Origin of the sequence: Bacillus sp. 22190 (assembly GCF_052045575.1) — a bacterium.
Lineage (GTDB): Bacteria > Bacillota > Bacilli > Bacillales > Bacillaceae > Bacillus > Bacillus altitudinis.
Genome location: NZ_JBQEPF010000005.1, coordinates 1 through 22,712 on the forward strand (window position 1 = coordinate 1; position 22,712 = coordinate 22,712).

Genomic DNA, 22,712 nt, shown 5'->3' on the forward strand with positions numbered 1-22,712 from the left:
CAAATTTTTTCTCTAATGGTCCGGTAGTTCAGTTGGTTAGAATGCCTGCCTGTCACGCAGGAGGTCGCGGGTTCGAGTCCCGTCCGGACCGCCATTTTCAAATGAATACTTGGCTCGGTAGCTCAGTTGGTAGAGCAACGGACTGAAAATCCGTGTGTCGGCGGTTCGATTCCGTCCCGAGCCACTTTTACAAATAAATATCAGTATGGCGGTTGTGGCGAAGTGGTTAACGCACCAGATTGTGGCTCTGGCACTCGTGGGTTCGATTCCCATCAATCGCCCCATACATATAATTGCGGGTGTAGTTTAGTGGTAAAACCTCAGCCTTCCAAGCTGATGTCGTGGGTTCGATTCCCATCACCCGCTCCATTTGCATATCGTTCATGGGCCTGTAGCTCAGCTGGTTAGAGCGCACGCCTGATAAGCGTGAGGTCGGTGGTTCGAGTCCACTCAGGCCCACCATGACTTTCCGCAGTAGCTCAGTGGTAGAGCTATCGGCTGTTAACCGATCGGTCGTAGGTTCGAATCCTACCTGCGGAGCCAAATGGAGAAGTACTCAAGTGGCTGAAGAGGCGCCCCTGCTAAGGGTGTAGGTCGCGCAAGCGGCGCGAGGGTTCAAATCCCTCCTTCTCCGCCATTTTTCTGGCCCGTTGGTCAAGCGGTTAAGACACCGCCCTTTCACGGCGGTAACACGGGTTCGAATCCCGTACGGGTCATTTTTTTAAAGAGGTCTAATAAAGACCTCTTTTTTATTTTCCGCAAAACGAAAGACCGCCATCATAGCGGTCTTTTCTTACATATTCATGGAATAGATCGTATAAGACAAGTATGTCGCAAAGAATCCCCATAAAACATAGGGAATCAATAAAATTGGAACAACATTGCTTAGTTTACGTGAGACGATGACAAGCGCGAGTGCTGTCAGTGCTACAAGCAGGCAGTCGATCGTAGCTGCAAATAAATCTTTTTGTGTAAACTGAAAAAAGCTAAAGGCTTGATTGAATACATAATTTAAAAGAAACAGAATCCAAAATGGTAATGTGATTTTTTGAAAACCATACTTTGCATAAATGATGGCGGCAGATAACGAAATGAGGGCGAATAAGACAGCCCAGACCGCACCGATGACACCACCACTAGGTGTCCATTCAGGTTTATTTAGTGCGTCATACCATTCTCTGTCGATAGGGAACAGGAACCCTGCAATAGAAAATAATGCGTATGTAATAAAGAAGACGATAACCGCCCAAATGATACTTTTTTTAGCCATCCAGAAATCTCCTCCCAATCAATTCACTCTTCAACTTATTTCCCAATTATTACATGATATAAACATCAAGCCCCCAATATGTGGGGACTAATGATTTTTTTTAGTATAAGGATCTTCTTCGTAAGGCTTCAAGTCACCAAACACCGTCATGACGCCTTCTTCATCTAATGCTTCTTCATAAGCTTCGTGTGCTTTATTTGGATAGACCTTGCTTGCTTTTCCTTCAATATCAGCAGCTGCAAACCCTTCGTAGTCTTCCACATAATCTTCATCTTCTGATTGTGTATACACATCATCGTATGTCAATGGAGGAAATTCCATATCGGACGGGGTATCAGAGTTCCCATAGCGTTCTACATCTTGGTAGGCATCTTCGCCATCATATGCAGCACTTTCTTCATTTTCAAATTGCCCTGAGGGCGGACTTAATAAGTCCTCTTCAATGGGTCGGTTTTGTGAAACGGTCTGTTCTTTTGAATGCTCTGTGCATGTGATGGCGGTGGGAAGGGCTTCTAAGCGTTCTTTAGGAATAGGGGCTTTACACACTTTACACAAACCATAAGAGCCGTCTGCCATTGCTTGGAGTGCTTCATTGATATCGGACAGATGCTCATGTTCCAAACTGTTTAAGGCAATGTCTTTTCCGCGTTCGAATAGTTCTGTCCCTTGGTCGCCAGGGTGGTTATCATAGGCTGACAGTTCGCCCACTGAATCATAAGGAAATGATACTTTCTGTTCATCGTCATGGCTTTTGGCTTCAATTTCTTGTTTTTCATCGAGAAGTCGCTGCTTCAACAGATGTAATTCGTTTTTAGACAACAAAGCGATCATCCTTTCATATCAAACATATTGTTAGTATGAGCAAATTTTTATGTAAGACTTGTGCCAATTTGAAGCAATTTTTCAATAAAAAACGCCTGCGGCTGCAGGCGTTTCGTGTTATGCGAGATAGTATTGTAAGATCAATGCGATCGTTAACAGGAAACCAAAAAACGTATTGGTTTGTGCTGTCGACTTCATAGCATTCATTAATTCAATTGGTTTTTCTTTTTGCTTAAATTCTTTAATGGCTGTATAAGCTTTTGGCACACTGAGTAAGACAAGAAGACTCCAAAGACCCACGATATCCATAAAGATATAAACAAAAATGAGTACATATGAGATCACAAACATGGAAAGTAGGATGTTGACGGCCGCTTTACGTCCAGCTAGGATAGCAAGTGTCTTTCGTCCATTCTCTTTATCACCGTCTAAATCACGGATATTGTTCGACAGTAAGATGGCACCAACTAAAATAGAGATGGGTAATGAAATGAGCACAGCTTTTGATGTCAATGTTCCTGTTTGGATATAGAAACTAATTAAAATGATGCCTAGTCCCATAAAAGCACCTGATACAAGTTCTCCAAATGGTGTATAAGCAATTGGTACAGGGCCGCCGGTATAAAAATAGCCTGCTGCCATACAAATTAGTCCTATGAGTGCAATCCACCAGCTAGACATCATGCAAATATAGATCCCAAGTAATAAAGAAAGCGCGAATAAGGCATAAGCGAGGCCTAAAACTGTTTTTGGTTTTACACCGTTTCTCACGATCGCTCCGCCGATACCGACAGATTTCTCATTGTCCAATCCGCGAACATAATCAAAGTACTCATTAAACATGTTTGTTGCAATTTGGATAAACATCGATGCAAATAGCATAGCTAAAAATAGCCCAACATGTATTTGACCACTCGGAAGTGCTAGGACAGTTCCTAAAGTAACGGGAATAAATGCCGCTGTTAATGTATGCGGTCGTAGTAAATTCCACCAAATCCGCCAGTTCTTATCAGGCTTAATTGGTGAAAGCTGATCTGATATCGATTGATGCTGCATAAAATATACTCCTTTAAATAAAAAAATACGTACACGTCCAAATTCCAGTTTAGCAAAGTTCAAAAAGGTGTCAATATATTGATGCGATGAAACAAGAAAAAGATGTTTGCTAATCGTTCCCATATAGAGAGAAAGCTTGATCTTCGAACAGGTCTTACCATTTTTTAAGAGATGTTCTCATTTCAATAAGCGGGAGCGAAAAAATCTTGAAAGCGTGATATAATAAGGATTCGAGGTTTTAAAAGCTGTTTTCTTTACTAAGTTCATCTGTTAAGGTTTATAATAGAAAAGCAGGTCATTCGACATACTCGAATGTTCATGTATTTTTTACATGATGGTTTTATTTTTATATGTTATTTCATGGATTTTGGAGGAATGTATCATGGTGACAACAGTGCAAAGTACTTTCCGGCAGGAAGCGCTTGCGACATTAGAAGAAGCGAATAACGTCAACCATGCTGTTTTGATAAGCTACTCCAGAAGAGTTGACGATCTGGATCCTCTTGCCTTTTTCCAAAGCGGCGAAGCGGATTTTTTAGGCGAGCGGTTTTTTTGGTCTGATCCAGAAAGCCAAATGATATTTTCTGGACTTGGCAGAGCGGCCGTGATTAAATCATCAGAGCAAGGCAAAGAACGATTCAATATCGTCCATCAAGAATGGGAGCAGCTGAAACAGCATATGTTCCATTTTCATGATGAGAAGGAGTTAAAGCAAGCGGCAGTTGGTCCGCTTTTATTTGGAGGATTTTCATTTGATCCATATGAAGAGAAGGCGCGTCACTGGGAAGCATTTGGCGAGGCTCATTTTTTTGTGCCATCGATGATGCTGACTGTTTCCAAAGAAGGCACGTTTCTAACGATCAATGAATGGAACGAGGTGGACGGGAATGTTCATCAGCTCATTCAAGAGTTAGAACAGAAAGCTTCTAATTTTGATGCATTGCCTGTCAGAAATCATGGACAAGCTGAGCTTGTGCATATGGAAGAGTTAGATGTCCAGGAATGGATGAAAGCAATCCATGAAGCGACAGAACACATTCGTGTGAACGAATATGAAAAGGTTGTTATAGCAAGAGAAGTCTTGCTTCACTATAAAAATCAAATAGAACTCGCTCCACTATTAGCAGAATTACTAAAACATCAAACAACGAGTTATGTATTTGCTATAGAGCAGGGAAGACAAGCATTTGTCGGGGCGACGCCTGAACGTTTAGTGAAAAAAAGCGGTGGTGAAGTCTTTTCATCGTGTTTGGCAGGTTCCATTGTTCGTGGTCAAGATGAAGTAGAAGATCAGGCACTAGGTGAGGAACTGCTTTGTGATGAGAAAAATTTGATTGAACATCAAATTGTCGTGAATATGATTGAGCAGGCATTTGAAGCAAACTGCCATCATGTGCATAAGCCAAATCAACCAAGTCTTTATAAAACGAAAAACATTCAGCATTTATTTACACCCATTGTGGGAGAAATTAAAAGCAGCTGTTCACTCTTTTCATTAATTGAACAGCTTCATCCAACACCAGCGCTTGGAGGATATCCTAAGGAAAAAGCGGTAGAGGTGATTCGTGAAATCGAACCGTTGAAACGCGGTTGGTATGCGGCGCCAGTGGGATGGATTGACTCTAAGGACAATGGGGAATTTGCTGTAGCCATTCGATCAGGTCTTATTGAGGAAGACCAAGTTCGTTTGTTTGCTGGATGTGGAATTGTAGAGGATTCCCTTGCAAAACAGGAGTATGAAGAAACGCAAGTGAAATTAAGACCAATGCTGTCTGCTCTTGGAGGTCGTCCTATTGAATAATCAAATCATGACAAGATATATTGGCAGATTAATGGATGAATTTGTGCAAAGTGGTGTGAAGGAGGCAGTTGTTTGTCCTGGCTCCCGTTCAACACCGCTTGCGATGCTCGCTCTTGCTCATCGAGAAATCAATGTCCATGTGTTAGTGGATGAACGGTCTGCTGCTTTTTATGCACTGGGTCTTGCGAAAGCGAGCCAAACACCAGTGCTACTCATTTGTACATCAGGTACGGCAGCAGCTAACTTTTACCCAGCTGTTGTCGAGGCACATTATTCTCGGGTACCACTGATTGTTTTAACTGCTGATCGGCCGCACGAATTGAGGGAGGTTGGGGCACCTCAAGCGATTGATCAGCAATTCTTATTCGGTAAGTTTGTTAAATGGTTCACAGACTTAGCTTTGCCAGAAGAAAGCCAAACGATGCTGCGGTATGTCCAGACTGCTGCTGCTAGGGCAAGTCATGTGTCAACGCAGGAGCCAAAGGGACCAGTTCAAGTGAATGTGCCGCTGAGAGAACCATTGCTACCTGACTTGTCTATCGATCCTTTTGATAGAGAAGAAGGAGCTGCGAACAAAGTTTTAGCAGCAGGTCAAGCTCGTCCTGATGATCGGGTTATGTCAGAATTAGTGTCTATCATGAACAAAGCGGCAAAAGGAATCATTGTTGCTGGTGAACTTCACTCGGCGGAAGAGCAGGCGTCAGTGTTACGTCTTGCAAAAGCTTTGCATCTGCCAATTTTAGCTGACCCGCTTTCTCTTTTGCGAAATGGACATGAAAGTGAAGAATACATTATAGATGCATACGATTCTTTGTTAAAAGATGAGGCATTGCAGCAGCATCTCTTGCCTGAAATGGTCATTCGTTTTGGACCGATGCCTGTGTCTAAGCCTTTATTTAAGTGGCTGGAAAAGCATGCGGAAGTGAAGCAGATTGTCGTCGATGCTGCGGGTGGTTATCGAGATCCTGGTTTAAGCGCATCATACATGATTGAAAGTCATGCAGCCTCTTTTGTAGAAGAAGTCTTGATGAGAGCGGAAAAGCGTCAGGATACATCTAATTTACGACGCTGGCAGAGTGTCAATTCTTCTTTTAGAATGCATGCAAATCAATACAATGATGAGGACCTGACATTTGAGGGAAATGTGTATCGTCAGCTGCAGCACCTTTTGCCAAAAGAGAGTGTGCTCTTTATCGGAAATAGTATGCCTATTCGAGATGTCGATACCTTTTTTGAAACGCAGTCAAAACCGTTTCGGATGATGGCGAATCGCGGAGCAAATGGTATTGATGGTGTTGTGTCCACAGCTCTTGGAACATATGCAGCCTTGAAACAACCCATCACTTTAGTCATCGGCGATTTGTCTTTTTACCATGATATGAACGGTCTTCTTGCAGCTAAGCTAATGGGCATTCCGCTCACGGTTGTGTTGTTAAACAATGATGGTGGAGGAATCTTTTCTTTCCTTCCGCAGGCATCCGATGAACCGTATTATGAAAAGCTCTTTGGTACGCCGACTGGGTTGAATTTTGAGTATGCATCAAAGCTATATGGGGGAACCTATTCGAAGCCGACAACGAAAGAAGAGTTAAAAGATGTGTACTTGGCGCATATCCAAGAACCAGGGCTTCATTTAATTGAGATTGAAACTGACCGGCATTCTCGCGTGGGCAAACATCGCCAAATGATGGACGAGATATTGAGGGAAGTGAAAAAAGAATGCCTTCACTCATAATACGAATGCACGATGGTGTGGCGTATGAGGTGATAGACCATAACCCATCTGCTGAAAATGCCACGTTATGTTTACATGGCTTTACAGGGAGTGCAGCTTCTTGGGCTTTTTTGAATACTTATACAGAAAAACATACGAGATTGATTCAGGTCAGCTTGCTTGGACATGGCCGCACAGACTCACCAAAGAGTATAAGAAGATATGCAATGTCCCAGCAGCTGGCAGATCTTGCTGAGATTTTAGATCAATTAAAGCTTCACAAAGTGAACATTCTCGGATATTCTATGGGAGGGCGTATTGCTTTATCATTTGCCTCCCGTTATCCAGAACGTGTAAACAAACTGATTCTTGAGAGTACATCTCCAGGGCTGAACTCTTTTAAAGAGCGGATGGCGAGGCTGAATCATGATCATCAGCTAGCTCAAAAGATCAGACATGAAGGATTAGCACAGTTTGTGGATTTTTGGGAGAACATTCCGCTGTTTGCTTCGCAGAAATCCTTGCCAGCGGACAGGCTAACGCAACTGAGAGAGGGAAGGCTAAAAGCCGATCCTAACGGGCTTGCTCGCAGCTTAGAAGGTATAGGAACCGGCTCACAGCCGTCTATGTGGGAAGCATTAAAGCAGATAAAACAGCCTGTTTTACTCATTTGCGGAACACTTGATAAAAAGTTCTGTCACATCGCCAAACGTATGCAGCAGGCGCTTGAATACAGTCAATTCACAGTAGTAGAGCATGCCGGGCATACAGTTCATGTGGAACAACCACATTTTTTTGGTAAAATAGTAAGTGAGTTTATTTTATCGCAAGATTAGAGGAGGAAATATTGATGGCTATTGAATGGCAAACTGAGCGTCAGTATGACGAAATTTTATATGAAACATATAATGGGATTGCAAAAATTACCATTAACCGTCCGCATGTACATAATGCATTTACACCAAAGACTGTAAGTGAATTAATTGATGCATTCTCACGTGCTCGCGACAATTCAGATGTTGGTGTCATTGTCCTTGCAGGTGCTGGAGGAAAAGCATTCTGTTCAGGTGGAGACCAAAAAGTACGCGGTCATGGCGGCTATGTAGGAGACGATCAAATTCCACGTCTAAACGTCCTAGACTTACAGCGTTTAATTCGTGTCATTCCAAAACCAGTTATTGCGATGGTTGCGGGCTATGCGATTGGCGGCGGGCATGTGCTTCATGTCGTGTGTGACCTCACGATTGCAGCAGACAATGCGATTTTTGGACAAACAGGACCAAAAGTGGGCAGCTTTGATGCTGGTTATGGATCTGGCTATCTTGCACGTATTGTGGGTCATAAGAAAGCAAGAGAGATCTGGTACTTATGCCGTCAATACAATGCACAAGAAGCGCTTGATATGGGACTTGTCAACACAGTTGTACCATTAGAGCAGCTGGAAGAAGAAACAGTGAAGTGGTGTGAGGACATGCTAGAAAAGAGCCCGACTGCTTTACGATTCTTGAAAGCTGCATTTAATGCGGACACAGATGGATTAGCTGGTATTCAGCAATTTGCAGGAGATGCGACCCTTCTTTATTACACAACAGATGAAGCAAAAGAAGGACGCGATTCCTTTAAGGAAAAACGGAAGCCAGACTTCGGTCAGTTCCCTCGTTTCCCTTGATTCAATGATATGGATGAAAACAGCTTAGTGCATCAGACTGAGCTGTTTTCTTTTATGAAAAGGAGGTGTCATGATGAAGCAACCGAATTGGCTGCTGCACCGTGCGTATTTAACGCCAGACCGGGTCGCACTCATTTATCAAGACAACGAGTGGACATTTCGTGATTTAGCGAATGATGTAGACCAACTTGCAAATCGACTGACACGTGCATCTTTTAAAAAAGGGGATACGGTTGCGATTTTAATGAACAACCATCCTCACATGGTCATGCTTGTTCACGCTTGTTTTTTATTAGGCTTCAAGATTGTGTTATTGAACAATAAGTTAACAAAAGCAGAGAGACGTTTTCAGCTGAAAGATGCGAAAGTCATGGCTTTATTAACAGAGCCTGCATATGCAAATGAGCATCATGGTGATTTACCTGTTTATACAATAGAGACTTTACCTGATGCAGATCATGATATGGAAAAGAAGGTCGTACATGATATTGATTTAAATGAGACGGCGACGATTATGTATACATCTGGAACGACAGGACGCCCTAAAGGGGTGGAGCAAACGTTTGGCAATCATTTTCATAGTGCTGTTTCCTCGGCATTGAATTTAGGGATCAGGGAGGACGACCGCTGGCTCATTGCCTTGCCTCTTTTTCATATAAGCGGTTTATCCGCTATATTTAAATCTGTCATATACGGTATGACTGTCGTGCTTCATCAAAAGTTTGATGTCGATGAAGTCAAGGATGCTATTGAACAGCATCGAGTGACGATGGTGTCAGTTGTACAAACCATGCTGTCCCGTTTATTAAGTGGACTTGAAGAATGTCCGTCATCTTTGCGCTGCCTGCTGTTAGGCGGAGGCCCTGCGCCTTATGCGATGCTTCAAGAGAGTAAGGAGAAAGGATTTCCTGTGTTTCAATCGTACGGTATGACGGAGACCTGCTCACAAATTGTGACACTTGCGCCCGAATTTAGTGTGGAAAAGCTTGGATCAGCGGGAAAGCCCCTTTTTGGGTGTGAATTAAAGATTCAAGATGAGAACCGTCCGTGTCGTCCTTTTGAGCATGGTGAAATCATGGTAAAAGGTGCAAATGTCATGAAAGGCTACCTTTATCGTCAAGAGGCAACAGCTGCTGCATTTGAGCAGGGCTGGCTGAAAACGGGTGATATTGGCTATGTAGATGAGGACGGATTCTTATTTGTGCTTGATCGGCGGTCAGACTTAATTATTTCTGGCGGAGAAAATATTTATCCAGCAGAAATTGAAGCAGTTCTTTTAACACATCCAAATGTAAAGGAAGCCGGAGTGACGGGTATGTATGATAAAAAATGGGGAGAGGTACCTGCTGCCTTCCTTGTGACAGATGAGCAGATTCCGGAGAATGAGCTCTATGCTTTATGTCAGTCGCAATTAGCCAAGTATAAATGGCCCGCCGCTTTTCACTTTGTGGATGAGCTGCCAAGGAATGCGTCGAATAAATTGCAGAGGCACAGACTCAAATCAAAGGGGTTTTTAGATGATTCAAATTGAACGTGTGATCTTATATCATGTCACGATGAAACTCAAACAGCCGTTTACAACGAGCCTTGGGACCATTTCAGAGCGTGAGTTTATTATTGTCGAGGTCAAAGATCAAACAGGATTAACTGGATGGGGAGAGGTATCTGCCTTCTCTTCTCCGTGGTATACAGAAGAAACCATCGAGACCTGCTATCACATGCTGAGGGCTTTCTTTATCCCGAACGTGCTGACCCGATCTTTTACACATCCTTCGGACATACCAGACAGCTTGTACCATTTTAAAGGCAATAGAATGGCCAAAGCGGGAATTGAGGCAGCTGTGTGGGATATTTATGCGAAGCGAGAAAATAAGTCCTTACGTGACGTCTTAGGCGGTACTAGAGATAGAATTCCATCTGGTGTCGTTGCGGGGTTAGGACCAATAGATGATATGATTCAGCAAATAGAGCAGTTTGTTGATCAAGGCTATCAGCGTGTGAAAGTGAAGATTAAGCCTGGACAAGATATTGGACTTCTACAAAAGATAAGAGAGTCTTTCCCTCACCTTCCGTTAATGGCGGATGCAAACTCTGCGTATGAATTAAAGGATATTAGCAAACTGAAGCAGCTCGACGATATTCGTTTATTAATGATTGAACAGCCTTTAGCTGCAGATGACATTGTCGATCATCGGCATTTGCAAAAGCATTTAAAAACACCAATCTGTTTGGATGAAAGTATTTGTTCTTTAGATGATGCGAGAAAAGCTGTAGAACTTGGAAGCTGTCAGATTATTAATGTGAAGCCTTCACGAGTTGGAGGGCTGACTGAAGCTCTTAAGATTCATGCGTTCTGCAAGGAGCAGCAGATTCCGTTATGGTGCGGGGGAATGATTGAAACAGGCATTTCTCGCGCGCAAAACGTGGCACTTGCATCACTTCCGCAATTTACGATTCCTGGGGATATTTCAGCATCGTCGAAATATTGGGAGCAGGATATCATTTTTCCTGAAATCAAAGTTGAAAATGGGTTTATTGAGGTGCCTCGTTCTCCAGGTATGGGCGTAGAAGTTGATTATCAAGCGCTTCGTTCTTTCTCAGATAAAATTGATGTGTTTACAAAACATGATTTTGTGAAATGAAAACAAATGAATCGCCATTTGCACCATCCATAGAACCACTGTATAGTTGAGGAAAGTTTTTCCTTCCTGTCTGAACAAAAAGAAAGAGCGGTCATCCGCTCTTTCTTACTCTTCTACAAGCCCGCTGTCGTAAGCAAGCTGTCCAATATACTGATACATGTCATTGGGCATGTCGGAAACATGTCCGTATTCATAATCCCAAAGATTTAAAAAGGAGTGAGCTGCTTGATAAAATGCAGCCTCGTCCGCGTCCTGAATTTCTTCAAGAAACGTTTGAGCAAGCCGATCGTTTTTCAAAGCGAAGCGCCTCCTTTAATGAGACTTAAAGGTCTTGAGGTTTAAACGTTTTACAGTCAGTTTCTTCACTTTTCTCAGCCGTATTTCCTGTATGGCTGACGACATAAATTGCATCTGCACCACAACGATTTCCAGTATTCCAGTAGGAACAGTTGTTTACTTCACAAAGGATTTTTTGACTCATACAGATGACCTCCTTTTGAGTATGTCTTTCATCTATAATGTAACCGAAGCACGGGTCGTTCATTCATGTTAATCTTCCTGACGAATATAACGCTTATCTTTCATAAACAATTTCCAGAAGAAGTAGAACCCAGGGAATAGGATGATAAACCCTACAATATACGTAATAAATAATGCCCTAAATGTGACGGGATCTGTAAATCCAGACATAATGGTAATATCAGGATAGGCCATATAGGGCAAATGCGCATGTCCATACACATAGCTTGCTAAGAAATATTGAATTGTAATGGCGATAACCGCTAAACGTGGTCTCCCTTTCCGATGTTTAAAGCGGCTGTTTGGTAAAAATAGAGCCAAACCTGCAAGCAAAAACATGAGCAGAGAAACAAGCAGGATCGGGATGTTCTGCATCATTTTTGTGAACAGCCAATTGGCCTCACTTCTCAGTGTGAGCATGATAAAGAAAGCCATCATGAGAGAAAGCGGACCTGTAATCAGTGCTCCTCTTCTATAAATGTTATAAGCCTCATCTTCGTTTGCAACATTAGAAAAATCAGCTAAAAGTAAAGATGAGAGGAAAAGGGTACTGAAAATCGCAAAACCTACGAAAGAATAGACATTTGCGCTTGTAAAGACCAATCCTAAATCTAATGAGTAGACATTATTCTCCTGAAAGATGAATCCACCATGTGTAATGGGGAGAACCATGATGAGGATGGACGGAATAATAAAGCCGCTAATTCCTGAAATATATGTCACGGCTTTTCTATATTTTTTAGGCAGTGAATGAGAGAAGACGAGAAATCCGCTTCGCAGTGCAAGAAGCAACAAAATAATGCTGCCGGGTATTAATAGAACAGTGCCTAGCACAAATGTTGCACCTGGAAACAGGCTAAACAAGGCAACGACGATGGCTACAATGAAGACGTTTGTTACTTCCCAAGTTGGAGAAAGATACTTATTTGCGATATTTGCGGCCTTTGTCTGCTCTTTGTTCATGTAAATCATTGACCAAAATCCTGCACCGAAATCCATTGATGCCATCACTGCATAGATAAACACGAATCCCCATAAGATGGTGATTGCAATGAGTGCATCAGTTGTTACATCCATTTGCATCAAGATCGCTCCCTTTTTAAGATTCTGTTAACCGTAAGTCTTCTTCAATTGAATGTTTTCTAAAGTAGTACGTCAGTACAATCACAGTTGCGATGCCTAAAATGAGATAGACAATGGCAAAAAGGATGAAAAGTGTACCGATAGATCCTGATGATGTGACGACTTCAGAGGTTTTGAGCATTCGATAAATCACCCATGGCTGACGGCCTGTACAGGCAAAGATCCAGCCAAATTCAATCGCCAAGAGACTAAGGGGCCCGCCAAATAAATAAAGGACAAGCAGCCATTTTGGATAATGTTCGCGTTTTAAAATTTTGCGGTAAAACAGTGCTAACACAGCAAAGAAAATGAGCAATGAGCCGATAATGACCATTCCATTAAATAATGTGTGAATAAATAAAGGCGGCCACTCGTCCCTAGGAAAATCATTTAACCCTTTAACCACAGTATCAAAGCTATTTCCTGCAAGAAAACTAAGCGCCCAAGGGATTTCGATAGCTCCTTTGATTTCTTGCGTATTGGCATCAGTAAAACCGCCAATGGCAAGAGGCGCATGCGATTGCGTTTCAAATAAACCTTCAGCACCCGCTAATTTTTCAGGCTGATATTCATACAGAAGCTGAGCTGATTCGTGACCGTTTAAGGCTGTGAGAAAAGAGAAAAGTCCACCAACAATCAGTCCAAGAAAAAGGGCTTTTCGATGAAAGGTATAGAGCTTTTCGTTTTTTCTTGTTTTCAACATTTTAAATGCAGCGACAGAAGCAATGACAAAAGCGCCTGTTGTAAAAGCAGACAGTACTACATGTGTAGCAGTGACAACAAAACTTGGATTGAAAAAGGCCTTCCAAGGTTCGATATTCGTTATTTCTCCATTGACCATTTGAAAGCCAGCGGGTGTTCCTTCAAAAGCATGTACGTTTGTAATGAGAATCGCTGAAGCTGCTGCACCAATGACAACGAAAATAACGGTAATGATGCGCATGGCTGGTGATAAACGATCTGCTGCGTACACATAAATAGACATAAATAATGCTTCAATAAAGAAAGCATAAATTTCTATTTGAAATGGCAGTGACATGACCTTTCCGATGACCTCCATAAAACCAGGCCATAGAAGGGCAAGCTGCGTACCAGCAATGGTACCGGTTGGAATGGCGACCCCTAACAGAACAGCCTGCGCTTTTGTCCATCGTTTGGCCATGATGGCATAATGCGGGTCCTTCGTTTTTTGAAAGATGAGTTCAGCTAACAAAATCATTAGCGGGATGCCTACGCCAAGCGAGGCATAAATAATATGGAAGCCCATTGTTGTGCCGAACAGACTTCTAGCTAAAACGAGATCAGTCAATTTTTTCTCCGCCTTTCTTATCGCATCTCTTTTGATGGTGTTTATTATTCTCCACCATTTTTAGATTATTCTTCCTGATTAAGAAAGCTTGTTTTTTGACAAGTTGTAAAAGAGGGAGTAGAATATAATTATAAAACGTAATCGTTACGTTTTAATGATGAAGGGAGTTTTGACATTGAAAAGAGATATTCATCCAACCTCACATGAAGTTGTATTTATGGACGTAAACAGCGGTTACCGCTTCTTAAGTAGATCAACAAAGACATCACATGAGACCGTAGAGTGGGAAGATGGGAAGGCTTATCCTGTCATTAAAGTAGAGACAAGCTCAGATACGCATCCATTTTATACAGGACGCCAGAAATTCGGAGAAAAAGGCGGCAGAGCGGAGCAGTTTAAGAAAAAATATCAAATGTAAACAAAGAAACACACCTGATCATGGTGTGTTTTTTTGTGCAGTAAAAAACCCCGGCTGATCGCACAGGGTTCATGAATTCATTCAACATTTAAAGCTGTTTTTAATGTGTTTAAATTTTGTTTCATTAAGCTGACATAGCTTTCGCCATTTTTAGCATCATCTTCTGTAATGGATTCTAGATTTTTCAGTGTAAGGCTTTTTGCTCCAATTTCACTGCGAATCGTATCTGATACTTTACTGCTGACGTTATTTTCAAAAATGACATACTTGATGTGATGCTTTTCTGCCTGTTGTACGATATTTTCAAGCTGTTTTTGGGAAGGCTCTTCAGAAGCAGAGAGTCCTAGTACACTGATTTGCTCAATGCCATAGCGTTTTTCCCAGTAGCCGTATGCTGCGTGAGAAACAAGAATTTCTTTATGTTTTGCTTTAGATAACGTTGTTTTGAATTCCTGATCTAACGATTGTAATTCTTTTTTTAGTGATTCATAGTTTTTTGTGTATTCGTCTTTATGATCTGGATCTAGTGAAACGAGTGTGTCTTTAATATTTTTTGCCATTTGCTGTGCATAAACAGGGTCTAGCCATGCATGGGGATCTTTATCTCCGTGGTCGTGTCCATCATGGTCATGATCTTCACCTTCATGATCGTGATCATGGTCCTCACCTTCTTCATGAGCATGTTCTTCTTGTGTTGATAATAGCTTGATGCCTTCGGCTGCTTTCACTGTTTTCACGCCTTGGTCTTTTAACGTAGAAGCCGTTTTATCAGCAAATGCTTCAGCACCTGTTCCGCTGTAAATAAAGGCATCTCCTTCAGCCATTTCAACCATCGTTTTTGAACTTGGTTCAAAGCTGTGTGCATCTGCATTGGCAGGGTACACACTTTGAGCGTTCACGTGAGAGCCGCCAATTTTTTCAGTGAAATTTTGAATAGGGAAGATCGTCGTGTAAATGGTTAATTTCCCGTCTGCTTTTCCTTTTGAAGCATTTGTCCCCGCACTGCTTGAGCAAGCGGCAAGACCGACTGCTAATAAAGCAGCTGTTAAAATAAAAAAGATTTTTTTCATCTAAGAATGTCTCCTCTCAACCTATTAGATAGAAATGATTACGATTTAATGTCCTGAGTTATTGTATCGTAATAATTACGATTTGAAAAGAGGAAAATAAAAAATTTTCATCAGAAGATGTTTCCTCTAAAAAAATAGACGTCAAAACGTGACGAAATTTAAAACATTGTGCTATATTTATTTTTAAAAAAAGAAAAAGGAATGGACAAACTTATGAAACTTTTAGACGAAATCATCGAATATAACCAACAATTTATTGAAGAGAAGCGATATGAAGAGTTTACAACAACGAAGTTTCCACAGAAAAAAGCTGTCATTCTATCATGTATGGATACAAGACTTGTTGAACTGCTTCCGCGCGCCATGAACATGAAAAATGGCGATATTAAAATTGTCAAAAGTGCTGGCGCTCTTGTTTCTCACCCATTTGGAAGTATTATGCGAAGCATTTTAGTGGCTGTTTATGAATTGAATGCTGACGAGGTGTACGTCATTGGGCATCACGATTGTGGTATGAGTAAAATAGACAGCGAAACACTCTTAAATAAAGCCATTGAGCGTGGTATTCCAGAAAAACGAATTGAAGTACTGGAATACTCAGGAATCGATTTTAAACAGTGGCTCAAAAGCTTTAGCTCAGTTGAAGAAAGTGTGAAAGACAGTGTATCTGTCGTTAAGAATCATCCGCTTCTTCCATCTAATGTGCCTGTACATGGTCTTGTCATTGATCCTGGAACAGGTAAGCTTGACTTAGTTGTCAATGGTTATGAAGAAAAGTAAGTTATTTTTCCTTTTTAGGTGGGACTGGATCCATGCCTCCAGGATGCAGCGGGTGACATTTTAAAATTCGCTTGATTGTGAGCCAGCCGCCTTTTAAAGCGCCATGCGTTTTGATCGCCTCTAGCCCATAGTTTGAACAGGTGGGATAAAACCTGCAGCTCGGCGGTGTCAGAGGGGAAATGCATTTTTGATAAAAGCGAATGATGCCGATAAAAATTTGTTTCATAGAGGTTCCTCCTTGTCTGTCTTTTCACAGTATAAGAAAAAAGGACAAGGAAGGGAAGTTTTATAAACTAAACTGGTCGGAGCAATATGTTATAATATAGGAAATTGCAATTATAGGAGTGGTGATTAATGCCTTCAGTTGAAAGCTTTGAACTTGACCATAATGCTGTAAAAGCACCTTACGTTCGTCATTGCGGCGTTCATAAAGTGGGATCAGATGGGGAAGTGAACAAATTTGATATCCGTTTTTGTCAGCCGAACAAGCAGGCAATGAAACCTGATACGATTCATACATTAGAGCATTTACTTGCGTTTAATATTAGAACACACTCAGAGAAATACGATCATTTTGATATCATTGATATTTCTCCAATGGGTTGCCAGACTGGCTACTATTTAGTTGTCAGCGGTGCACCGACACCAAGAGAGATCGTTGAACTGCTTGATGCAACATTCAAAGATGCAGTGGAGGTAACAGAAATTCCTGCTGCAAATGAAGAGCAGTGCGGTCAAGCGAAGCTTCATGATCTTGAAGGAGCAAAACGTTTAATGCGTTTCTGGCTGTCTCAGGATCAAGAAGAGCTATTAAAAGTATTTGGATAATCAGTAATATGATGAACCGGACATATTGAATGTCCGGTTTTTTATATGAAATGAAACGAGAGCTGTTAAAATAGGGGATATTTGTTAAAATGGACATGTCAGTAAAAAAAGGGGGATACACGAATGCGGAAAATGGTAGGAATCATTTTGATGCTCGCATTACTTAGTGCATGTGGAAACTCGGCAGCGAGCAATGACAAGGGAGAAGTGCCTGAGCTATTAGAAGTCAAACTAACAGGGCCGGAGCAAGTGGAGAAAAATGAAAACGTTATCGTAAAAGCAGCTGTCACATATGGTGATACGCCTGTTGATGATGCAGATGATGTTGAATTTGAAGTGTGGAAAGATGGCGACAAGGATAACAGCAAGATGATTCAGCCAAAGAAAAAGGAGAAAGGTGTATATGAATTGCATACAGCTTTCAAACAAGATGGCCTTTATATCATACAAGTCCATGTGACAGCTAAACAGCAGCATAATATGCCGAAGACAAACATCCATGTAGGTGATGTGAAAAAAGAGAGTTCATCTACTGAAGAAGAAGATACCTCACATCATTGAAAGCGGTTTTATTTTGGGTTAGGACGTTGGTTTGGTTCAGCATCCTGTGGTGAATCGACTTTATGCTTGTAATCATAAGCCTTTGATGTCGTCCACAGTGATAAAAAGACAACGATTGAGATAATGATAAAGCTGATAATCCCAAGTAACAGCATCTAACTCCCTCCTTATTTCCATATTAACATATATTTCATGCGGTCAAAATAGAAGAAAATGATGGCAGGTTTCAGTATAATAAAAAAAGGGTAATCCCATACTAAACGCAACTACATAAGGAGGAATCAACATGTCTGAAAAATTATTAAACGTCGTCAATAAACAAGTAGCAGATTGGACTGTGCTTTACGTAAAATTACATAACTATCACTGGTATGTAAAGGGAAAAGACTTCTTTACACTCCATGAAAAATTCGAGGAATTATATACAGAAACAGCCACTTATATCGATGATTTGGCTGAACGTATGCTCGCATTAAATGGACAACCTGTTGCGACAATGAAAGAGTGCTTAGAAATTTCTAGCATTCAAGAAGCGGAAGGCAATGAATCAGCCGAGCAAATGGTGAAAAATCTGTATGATGATTTCTCTAATATTGCAGAAGAACTTAAGCAAGGCATGGAGCTGGCTGCAGAAGTTGGCGATGAAACAACAGGTGATATGCTGCTTGCGATTCATCAATCCATTGAAAAACACAACTGGATGCTCAAAGCATACTTAGGATAAGCGAATGTGAAAGGAATGTCGATCATCAAACAGATCGGCATTCTTTTTTTGTGGATTTGTGACAGACAGCCCATTGAATTGATGGGTCTTTTAGCCGAAGAGAAAAGGGAAGGGAGGGGAGAAGATGTCCTCAATTGCAGGAATGATGAGTCAGCAAGTGGCGAGTATTCAAAAAACACTCAATATCAGTTTATTGAATTCACAGCTTGCCACGAACACAGCCCAAGCTATGGTGATGCTCGATCAAGTGCAGCAGCAGCCTCAAGCTGTTCAGCCCAAAGATTCAGACGCTACGTTTATTGATGTCAGAGTTTAACCAAGAAAGCCGCCGTCACAGGCGGCTCTTTTTATGCGCTTCACGAGTTTTTTGAGCAGCTGACCATGCCTTTATTTTTTGTCGTCCAAGCTATTCATCAAATGCGGCATATACTATTGAGGTAAGAAGTTCCACTATGAAAGGATGTTGATGCCAAGTGAGCAAGGATTTAGGCATCTTTTCGTTGTTTACAGTCAGTTTGTCGGCAATGGGCTTTCTGTTTGGTGGAGCAGGATATTTACTCATGATATTAGTGACACTCATGGCTATAGAATTAATTTGTTCAAGCCTAAGAGAATCTGTGACTGGACAACTTACGATGAAGCGTTTTTTGACCAGGCTTGTTCGAAAGGTTGTGACGATTTCTTTAATATCCATGGCACATTTCTTCGATGTCATGCTGAAGACTGGGGGGACAATTAAGGATTTAGCGCTCATCTTTTATATTATTTATGAATCGTACCAGATTGTCTCAACAGCCAGAGCTCTCGGAATTCCTATTCCACAGTTGTTTATTGATGTGTTAGACATGATGAAAAATAAATTGCGCAAAAAGCCGTAATTTCTTCATATCTGGTCATACTAAAGGAAAAAGGATGAATCAGATGGCGACACACACATACTATGTATCCGTTCAAGACGGATCAATCTCACAGCACAGAGACGCGGCTGCTTGGCAATTTCAGATAGAAGCAGATGATGACCAAATCTTGCAGTTAAGAGAGTATTTTGATGAACAGTATATGACAGATTGGAAAGGTTTCTTTCGGGCGCATGTTCCATTTCTTGAATATCATTATGATAGTCCAAACGACGAAATGGACAGGAAAAGAAAAGAGATTTACTCGATGATTCATGATCTCGGTAACGAAGAGACAAAGAACTTTATTGAGACCAATGGACTGATGAATTGAAAAAGCATGTAGACAAACCCTCGCATCCTTTGTCAGGTGCTCATGAATGTCAAATTCGCTCTGCGCCAGTACTCGTCCTTCCTAGACTGCAAAGGTTTTCTATCACGCTGAAAAGAAGACAAAAGGCTAAAAGAAAGTTCATTTTAGCCTTTTGTCAACGATCTGAAAGTATGTAGAGACATTCTACATGCTTTTATTTTCGAGGCTGTAAGATACCCCCGATTAGATCACTGATTCCGCCTCTATTTTCCTGCTGTGAGTTGGTGATTTCGTGTGAGGTACTCTGACTCTGGGGTTTGTACCGGTTATCATCTATCCCGACCCGCATTCCAGATGTTCGTTCAGATGGCTGGATAATCACAATTTGGTCCTGTTCATGAAATTCAAACAAGTAGGATTCGCCCGATGTTTGTCCAATGAACGTTTTCCAGTTCACATCTAATTTGACTTTCGGTGCTTTGCCCGTCCAAGCGACAATAGCGTCAGGATCTACACGGCAAGGTGCTTTTAAAATCAGCGGGTTTCCATTTGTTTTGATGGCAACCTGCGCCCCGTGACCTTGATACGAGAGCTTTGAAGTAAATAGCCCTTTCTGTGATAAGATCCCAACGCCTACTGGTGTCACGCCATAGTGACATTCTTCAGTAAAGGCAAGTAAATCTTCACTTTCCACGCTAACATGTTGCCAAGGACCGTTCGGCTCAAGATTGATGACGGTCACATGCTCGCTAGAATCAGCCAAGTAGCAAGTGCCTTGTCCACTCACTTCCATCATCTCAAGGTTTTCACCTGTTAATTTTCTGCTAATATGATTAAATACTTGGCTGACCACATTTCCTTTATTCGTCCCAAGTAATCGTTTACGGTATTGAAATGTACCTTGATCGGCAATCATAGCGCCTTTTTTAGCAAAAAAGATCCCGTTGCCTTCTGCTTGTAAGGTCAGTTCTTCGATCGTGTTGAAATGAAATCCCATTTGTGCCAGCTCCTTTTCTTTGTCAAGATGTGAATCCGTAGATGCGGCATAGGTCGTTTAAATCAAGGGTCGTACCTTGTCCGGTAGCGGTGATTTTCCATTCGTTCTCAACTCTCGTTAGTTCAGCACAAATGATGGAGGTACAAAATGAATAATCTTCTGTTAACTGAAAGGTACAAATCTCCTGTTGTGTGATTTGATCTGAAAGGCGCAAGTAGGCATTGGTCACCTGTCCGAAATGATGTGCCCGCTCGTGTGCATCATGTATGGTGGCAGTTACGACGATTTTATGAATATCGGGTGAGACTCTGCTTAGCTGCATAATGATGATCTCATTGTCCCGATGGCCTCCGCCGACCTGATGATCACCTAGATGGCGAACAGCTCCATCTAAGCTTTGCTGCTGATGATAATAGATGAGGTGTTTTGGAGACAGAAGCTTGTCCTCTTCATTTAAGAGAAACACTTGCGTATCTAAATCAATTGGCTGACCACATAAGTCCCAGCCAAGTCCGATATGAACTTGATCTACATTTGGATTGTCTTTTGTTAAATCTAACTTTTGTCCTTTCATGAGGTGTTTCTTAACTGCCTCAAGAGAAGCGTCTTCTTTCTCATGTTGCCTCATTGGCCATGCTTTGTTATTTTCTTGTTTTGATCCATTTGTGATGCTCATGCTGGTTTCCTCCTCGTCTGTGTAGGACAAACACTTATTGATTTACGTCATCATGGGCAAAAGGTTTCATGATTAAAATGGGATGAGGATGGAGATGATAAAAAGGTTTTAGCAAGAATACTTATTTTACATACAGACGAGATAGAAGCACTCGTTTGTTTCACTTTTCATAAAAATTCTTCAGAGAAATGTGATCTGTGGTATGATGTTTTACAAGAAGCAAGGACAGGATATGAGGGATTTCACATGCATGTATTTAAAGACTATTATCATAATACGGTCAAGCTCTCTTTTGAAGAGCAGCCTTTTTCAAGTCATCCTAAGCATGTTTGGGCTATTTGCCGCTATCAAGGAAAATGGCTACTTACTGAACATGAGGATCGTGGCTACGAATTTCCAGGAGGGAAAGTAGAGCCAAATGAAGAAGCAGATCAAGCCGCTATACGAGAGATTCACGAAGAGACGGGTGCTGTTGTTCGTGAATTAACGTATATTGGTCAATATCAGGTGCTTGGCAGAGAGAAAGTCATTGTCAAAAATATTTATTTCGCTGATATTGAAAGGCTCGTCAAGCAGGACACGTATTTTGAAACGAAAGGACCCGTTCTTTTCGCAGACTTACCAAGATCCATCGCAAAAAATAAAAATTTCAGTTTTATTATGAAAGATGATGTTTTAAGACAAAGTCTGGCTTATTTAGAAAAGAACGGTTTGATTCGTTAAAAAAAGCGCAGGGAAATGACCCTGCGCTTTTTATTTTTGCAGAAAACGGCGCTCCAGCCATTCAACAAGCTGATACATGATGGTGGCGAAGACAGCGATAATGAAAAGACTTAAGAACACGAGTGTAAAGTTGAAGACTTGAAAGCCATAGATGATCATATAGCCGAGTCCTTTTGAGGAAACAAGGAATTCTCCCACAATGACCCCAACCCAAGAAAGACCAACATTGACCTTAATGGCAGAGATCATCGTTGGAATACTTGCTGGCAAAATGACCTCACGGAAGACCGTTCTTTTTTTCGCGCCAAAGGTTTTCATGACTTTTAAATAATTCTCATCGACTTCTTGAAAGGCTGTATAAATGACGATGGTGGTAATGATCACACTGATAATGGCACCCATCGCGACAATGCTGATCATGCCTGGTCCAAGGGCAACAATTAAAATGGGGGCGAGAGCGACTTTCGGCATCGCATTTAAAATAACCAAATAAGGATCAAGTACATTTGCAAGACGGGTGGACCACCATAAGGCGGCGGCTAATAAAATGCCGCAAAAAGTACCAAGTAGAAAGCCGAGCACTGTTTCAAACAGCGTAATGCTCATATGATTAATTAATGAACCATCTGATAATTTTTGTACAAACAATTGGCAGACGGCAGATGGTGAACTGAAAATGAGCGGGTCAATCAGTCTGAAATGGCTCGCAAGCTCCCAAAGTGAAAAGAAACTGGCGAAAATGATCAACTGGTAGACTCGCGTCATGCGTTTTTCCATTCGAACTTTTTTTCGATAGGCTTCA

Annotated in this window: 28 protein-coding genes and 8 tRNA genes; 23 read left to right on the plus strand and 13 right to left on the minus strand. The window is 41.5% G+C overall.

Annotated features, from left to right (window positions below):
* Window positions 1-17: 17 nt before the first annotated feature.
* From ACTJKA_RS08290 to ACTJKA_RS08325, 8 genes are all read left to right on the plus strand, one after another.
* Window positions 18-94, plus strand: a tRNA-Asp gene (locus tag ACTJKA_RS08290).
* A 17-nt stretch (window positions 95-111) separates the two neighbouring features.
* Window positions 112-184, plus strand: a tRNA-Phe gene (locus tag ACTJKA_RS08295).
* A 24-nt stretch (window positions 185-208) separates the two neighbouring features.
* A tRNA-His gene (locus tag ACTJKA_RS08300) sits at window positions 209-284 on the plus strand.
* Between the two features lie 11 nt (window positions 285-295).
* Window positions 296-369 (plus strand) — tRNA-Gly (locus ACTJKA_RS08305).
* A 16-nt stretch (window positions 370-385) separates the two neighbouring features.
* Window positions 386-462 (plus strand) — tRNA-Ile (locus ACTJKA_RS08310).
* Window positions 463-468: 6 nt separating this feature from the next.
* Window positions 469-543: transfer RNA gene (locus tag ACTJKA_RS08315), tRNA-Asn, on the plus strand.
* A gap of 3 nt (window positions 544-546) precedes the next feature.
* Window positions 547-637, plus strand: a tRNA-Ser gene (locus ACTJKA_RS08320).
* A 7-nt stretch (window positions 638-644) separates the two neighbouring features.
* A tRNA-Glu gene (locus ACTJKA_RS08325) sits at window positions 645-716 on the plus strand.
* A gap of 77 nt (window positions 717-793) precedes the next feature.
* Here the strand turns inward: ACTJKA_RS08325 and ACTJKA_RS08330 are convergent.
* The 3 genes from ACTJKA_RS08330 to ACTJKA_RS08340 form a co-directional block, all read right to left on the minus strand.
* Window positions 794-1,270 carry a TspO/MBR family protein gene (locus ACTJKA_RS08330; protein ID WP_008342900.1) on the minus strand — a complete coding sequence of 159 codons (477 nt, stop codon included), beginning with the start codon at window positions 1,268-1,270 and terminating at the stop codon, window positions 794-796.
* A gap of 87 nt (window positions 1,271-1,357) precedes the next feature.
* Window positions 1,358-2,092 carry a TraR/DksA C4-type zinc finger protein gene (locus ACTJKA_RS08335; protein WP_345911068.1) on the minus strand — a complete coding sequence of 245 codons (735 nt, stop codon included), beginning with the start codon at window positions 2,090-2,092 and terminating at the stop codon, window positions 1,358-1,360.
* Between the two features lie 117 nt (window positions 2,093-2,209).
* Window positions 2,210-3,148 carry a 1,4-dihydroxy-2-naphthoate polyprenyltransferase gene (locus ACTJKA_RS08340; protein ID WP_017358382.1) on the minus strand — a complete coding sequence of 313 codons (939 nt, stop codon included), beginning with the start codon at window positions 3,146-3,148 and terminating at the stop codon, window positions 2,210-2,212.
* Between the two features lie 382 nt (window positions 3,149-3,530).
* Between ACTJKA_RS08340 and ACTJKA_RS08345 the strand changes: the two genes are divergently transcribed.
* The 6 genes from ACTJKA_RS08345 to menC all read left to right on the plus strand — a co-directional run bounded on the left by ACTJKA_RS08345 (window position 3,531) and on the right by menC (window position 10,974).
* On the plus strand, window positions 3,531-4,949 hold the full coding sequence (locus ACTJKA_RS08345) for an isochorismate synthase (RefSeq protein ID WP_440607688.1): 1,419 nt from the start codon (window positions 3,531-3,533) through the stop codon (window positions 4,947-4,949).
* A complete protein-coding gene (menD, locus tag ACTJKA_RS08350) occupies window positions 4,942-6,684 on the plus strand; it encodes a 2-succinyl-5-enolpyruvyl-6-hydroxy-3-cyclohexene-1-carboxylic-acid synthase (protein WP_440607689.1) in 1,743 nt (580 codons plus the stop codon). The genes ACTJKA_RS08345 and menD overlap by 8 nt, the downstream gene beginning before the upstream one ends.
* Window positions 6,669-7,499: a 2-succinyl-6-hydroxy-2,4-cyclohexadiene-1-carboxylate synthase gene (menH, locus tag ACTJKA_RS08355; RefSeq protein WP_206114021.1), complete on the plus strand. Its 831-nt coding sequence runs from the start codon at window positions 6,669-6,671 to the stop codon at window positions 7,497-7,499. Before menD ends, menH begins: the two co-directional genes overlap by 16 nt.
* Before the next feature lie 14 nt (window positions 7,500-7,513).
* Window positions 7,514-8,332: a 1,4-dihydroxy-2-naphthoyl-CoA synthase gene (gene menB / locus ACTJKA_RS08360; protein WP_008342913.1), complete on the plus strand. Its 819-nt coding sequence runs from the start codon at window positions 7,514-7,516 to the stop codon at window positions 8,330-8,332.
* Between the two features lie 70 nt (window positions 8,333-8,402).
* Window positions 8,403-9,863, plus strand: coding sequence for an o-succinylbenzoate--CoA ligase (locus ACTJKA_RS08365; protein WP_035391033.1), 1,461 nt, complete (start codon window positions 8,403-8,405; stop codon window positions 9,861-9,863).
* Window positions 9,850-10,974, plus strand: a complete 1,125-nt coding sequence (menC, locus tag ACTJKA_RS08370; protein ID WP_008342917.1) for an o-succinylbenzoate synthase — start codon at window positions 9,850-9,852, stop codon at window positions 10,972-10,974. The genes ACTJKA_RS08365 and menC overlap by 14 nt, the downstream gene beginning before the upstream one ends.
* Window positions 10,975-11,079: 105 nt before the next feature.
* Here the strand turns inward: menC and ACTJKA_RS08375 are convergent, their stop codons facing one another.
* From ACTJKA_RS08375 to ACTJKA_RS08390, 4 genes are all read right to left on the minus strand, one after another.
* Entirely contained in the window at window positions 11,080-11,271 is a 192-nt protein-coding gene (locus ACTJKA_RS08375; RefSeq protein ID WP_008342920.1) for a hypothetical protein, read from the minus strand.
* Between the two features lie 25 nt (window positions 11,272-11,296).
* A complete protein-coding gene (locus ACTJKA_RS08380) occupies window positions 11,297-11,455 on the minus strand; it encodes a DUF1540 domain-containing protein (protein WP_008342921.1) in 159 nt (52 codons plus the stop codon).
* A gap of 68 nt (window positions 11,456-11,523) precedes the next feature.
* On the minus strand, window positions 11,524-12,570 hold the full coding sequence (locus tag ACTJKA_RS08385; RefSeq protein ID WP_169476099.1) for a cytochrome d ubiquinol oxidase subunit II: 1,047 nt from the start codon (window positions 12,568-12,570) through the stop codon (window positions 11,524-11,526).
* A 22-nt stretch (window positions 12,571-12,592) separates the two neighbouring features.
* On the minus strand, window positions 12,593-13,924 hold the full coding sequence (locus tag ACTJKA_RS08390; protein WP_035391038.1) for a cytochrome ubiquinol oxidase subunit I: 1,332 nt from the start codon (window positions 13,922-13,924) through the stop codon (window positions 12,593-12,595).
* 175 nt (window positions 13,925-14,099) lie between these two features.
* On the opposite strand from ACTJKA_RS08390, the gene ACTJKA_RS08395 reads away from it, so the two are divergent.
* The gene (locus ACTJKA_RS08395; protein WP_212339517.1) at window positions 14,100-14,342 is read left to right on the plus strand and encodes a type B 50S ribosomal protein L31; all 243 of its coding nucleotides are present in this window, start codon (window positions 14,100-14,102) and stop codon (window positions 14,340-14,342) included.
* A 77-nt stretch (window positions 14,343-14,419) separates the two neighbouring features.
* Here ACTJKA_RS08395 and ACTJKA_RS08400 read toward each other — a convergent pair whose 3' ends face one another.
* Window positions 14,420-15,412, minus strand: a complete 993-nt coding sequence (locus ACTJKA_RS08400; protein ID WP_008342929.1) for a metal ABC transporter solute-binding protein, Zn/Mn family — start codon at window positions 15,410-15,412, stop codon at window positions 14,420-14,422.
* A 213-nt stretch (window positions 15,413-15,625) separates the two neighbouring features.
* Here ACTJKA_RS08400 and ACTJKA_RS08405 point away from each other — a divergent pair, with 213 nt between their 5' ends.
* Window positions 15,626-16,192 carry a beta-class carbonic anhydrase gene (locus tag ACTJKA_RS08405; RefSeq protein ID WP_017367908.1) on the plus strand — a complete coding sequence of 189 codons (567 nt, stop codon included), beginning with the start codon at window positions 15,626-15,628 and terminating at the stop codon, window positions 16,190-16,192.
* 1 nt (window position 16,193) lies between these two features.
* Here ACTJKA_RS08405 and yidD read toward each other — a convergent pair whose 3' ends face one another.
* The gene (gene yidD, locus ACTJKA_RS08410; RefSeq protein ID WP_008342933.1) at window positions 16,194-16,418 is read right to left on the minus strand and encodes a membrane protein insertion efficiency factor YidD; all 225 of its coding nucleotides are present in this window, start codon (window positions 16,416-16,418) and stop codon (window positions 16,194-16,196) included.
* Between the two features lie 128 nt (window positions 16,419-16,546).
* Here yidD and ACTJKA_RS08415 point away from each other — a divergent pair, with 128 nt between their 5' ends.
* Both ACTJKA_RS08415 and ACTJKA_RS08420 read left to right on the plus strand, forming a co-directional pair.
* Entirely contained in the window at window positions 16,547-17,020 is a 474-nt protein-coding gene (locus tag ACTJKA_RS08415) for an S-ribosylhomocysteine lyase (RefSeq protein ID WP_008342935.1), read from the plus strand.
* Between the two features lie 123 nt (window positions 17,021-17,143).
* Window positions 17,144-17,581 (plus strand): FixH family protein, encoded by a 438-nt coding sequence (locus tag ACTJKA_RS08420; protein WP_008342936.1) that lies wholly within the window; start codon window positions 17,144-17,146, stop codon window positions 17,579-17,581.
* A gap of 8 nt (window positions 17,582-17,589) precedes the next feature.
* On the opposite strand, the gene ytzI is transcribed toward ACTJKA_RS08420, so the two are convergent.
* A complete protein-coding gene (gene ytzI / locus ACTJKA_RS08425) occupies window positions 17,590-17,736 on the minus strand; it encodes a YtzI protein (protein ID WP_017358370.1) in 147 nt (48 codons plus the stop codon).
* Between the two features lie 131 nt (window positions 17,737-17,867).
* On the opposite strand from ytzI, the gene ACTJKA_RS08430 reads away from it, so the two are divergent.
* From ACTJKA_RS08430 to ACTJKA_RS08445, 4 genes are all read left to right on the plus strand, one after another.
* Window positions 17,868-18,305, plus strand: a complete 438-nt coding sequence (locus ACTJKA_RS08430; protein ID WP_025207844.1) for a Dps family protein — start codon at window positions 17,868-17,870, stop codon at window positions 18,303-18,305.
* A gap of 124 nt (window positions 18,306-18,429) precedes the next feature.
* Window positions 18,430-18,621 (plus strand): hypothetical protein, encoded by a 192-nt coding sequence (locus tag ACTJKA_RS08435; RefSeq protein ID WP_008342942.1) that lies wholly within the window; start codon window positions 18,430-18,432, stop codon window positions 18,619-18,621.
* A 157-nt stretch (window positions 18,622-18,778) separates the two neighbouring features.
* Window positions 18,779-19,183 (plus strand): phage holin family protein, encoded by a 405-nt coding sequence (locus tag ACTJKA_RS08440; protein ID WP_039964161.1) that lies wholly within the window; start codon window positions 18,779-18,781, stop codon window positions 19,181-19,183.
* A gap of 43 nt (window positions 19,184-19,226) precedes the next feature.
* Window positions 19,227-19,535, plus strand: coding sequence for a hypothetical protein (locus tag ACTJKA_RS08445; RefSeq protein ID WP_017358369.1), 309 nt, complete (start codon window positions 19,227-19,229; stop codon window positions 19,533-19,535).
* Between the two features lie 193 nt (window positions 19,536-19,728).
* Here the strand turns inward: ACTJKA_RS08445 and ACTJKA_RS08450 are convergent, their stop codons facing one another.
* Both ACTJKA_RS08450 and ACTJKA_RS08455 read right to left on the minus strand, forming a co-directional pair.
* Window positions 19,729-20,511: an AIM24 family protein gene (locus ACTJKA_RS08450; RefSeq protein ID WP_019743674.1), complete on the minus strand. Its 783-nt coding sequence runs from the start codon at window positions 20,509-20,511 to the stop codon at window positions 19,729-19,731.
* 22 nt (window positions 20,512-20,533) lie between these two features.
* Entirely contained in the window at window positions 20,534-21,187 is a 654-nt protein-coding gene (locus ACTJKA_RS08455) for a TerD family protein (RefSeq protein ID WP_440607690.1), read from the minus strand.
* 246 nt (window positions 21,188-21,433) lie between these two features.
* Here ACTJKA_RS08455 and ytkD point away from each other — a divergent pair, with 246 nt between their 5' ends.
* The gene (ytkD, locus tag ACTJKA_RS08460) at window positions 21,434-21,910 is read left to right on the plus strand and encodes an RNA deprotection pyrophosphohydrolase (RefSeq protein WP_008342951.1); all 477 of its coding nucleotides are present in this window, start codon (window positions 21,434-21,436) and stop codon (window positions 21,908-21,910) included.
* 30 nt (window positions 21,911-21,940) lie between these two features.
* Here ytkD and ACTJKA_RS08465 read toward each other — a convergent pair whose 3' ends face one another.
* Window positions 21,941-22,687, minus strand: a complete 747-nt coding sequence (locus ACTJKA_RS08465) for an ABC transporter permease (protein WP_370529235.1) — start codon at window positions 22,685-22,687, stop codon at window positions 21,941-21,943.
* Window positions 22,688-22,712 lie beyond the last annotated feature (25 nt).